The organism is Chryseobacterium sp. sg2396, assembly GCF_042610505.1.
Classification (GTDB): domain Bacteria; phylum Bacteroidota; class Bacteroidia; order Flavobacteriales; family Weeksellaceae; genus Chryseobacterium.
This window is the reverse complement of record NZ_JBHGAQ010000053.1, coordinates 1-1167: the sequence shown is the minus strand read 5'-3', so window position 1 is coordinate 1167 and position 1167 is coordinate 1. Positions and strand designations below refer to the sequence as shown.

The window sequence follows — 1167 nt, the reverse complement described above, 5'->3', positions numbered from 1 at the left end:
TAATACCAATTATATTTAAAAAAAAGTCTATTTTAAGATTATTTTTCATATATTAGTTGCTACTATAAATATAATTTGTATATGGCTGTTGCAAAACACATTATCGTAAAAGAAACAGAACAGGAACTTAAAATTTTATTGAGAAAGCAACCCATTCATTTGAAAAATAAAGTGCAGATGTTATTGGTCATGAAAAAAAGTGAAACCCCATTGAGCAAAGAGGCATTGGCGAAAATGTTGCACATCAATCACAATACCGCTCAAAAATGGCGCACAAAGTATTGCAATGAAGGGATTGAGGGACTTTTATCTGATGGTAGAATTGGTTTCAAGCCATCAATCATCAGTGAAGAATTGCATCAGGCCATCGAAAAACGCCTGCATTCACCTAAAGACGCCTTCACTTCGTATATTGATTTAATTGAATGGATTACAGAAAATTACATGCCTTCAGGAATCAATTATCAAACTATCAATAGTTATGTAAAACGAAATTTTGGAGCAAAAATAAAAGTAGCACGTAAAAGCCATATTAAAAAGGATGAAGAAGCGGTTGATTCTTTTAAAAAAACTTTAGTTTGATTCTCGAAAATACGTTGAAAAATGCAAGTGAAGAATTTTCGAGTTTTAATCTGTATGTTGAGGATGAGAGCCGGTTTGGTTTGTTTACCCGAAACGGAAAATCACTTACTGCAAAAGGCGTAAAACCCATTTGCATGTATCAGAATATTTTTAAGTCTACCTATATTTTTGGTGCGTTTTCGCCCTATAACGGTGATAGTCTGGTGATGGAACTCCCTAATTGCAATGGCGAGAATTTCCAAATTTTCCTGAATGAATTATCAAAAATGAACCCTGCAGAATTCAAAGTAATGATTTTAGATAATGGTGCTTTCCACAAAGTGAAATCGCTGATCATCCCCAAAAACATTGCTTTATTGTTTCTTCCACCATATTCCCCGGAACTGAATCCGGCTGAATTGGTTTGGCTTCAAATGAAAAGAAAAATGACTCATAAAATTTATAAAACAATGGAAGAACTCAAAACCGAAATAAGCAAAATTGTGAAAAATCTAATCACCAGAGAACTGATTATCGACCTTTGTGGTTTTGACTACTTTTTCAAGTAGATTAGACTATTGTATATACATAATTGGTATAATTTAT

The 1167-nt window shown here is 32.8% G+C and carries 2 protein-coding genes; both read left to right on the top strand.

The annotated features are described in order from the left end of the window. Positions 1 to 81 precede the first annotated feature (81 nt). The gene (locus tag ACED20_RS21145) at positions 82 to 582 is read left to right on the top strand and encodes a transposase (protein WP_378106729.1); all 501 of its coding nucleotides are present in this window, start codon (positions 82 to 84) and stop codon (positions 580 to 582) included. Beyond that, a complete protein-coding gene (locus ACED20_RS21140) occupies positions 579 to 1130 on the top strand; it encodes an IS630 family transposase (protein WP_378106727.1) in 552 nt (183 codons plus the stop codon). Before ACED20_RS21145 ends, ACED20_RS21140 begins: the two co-directional genes overlap by 4 nt. Positions 1131 to 1167: the final 37 nt, after the last annotated feature.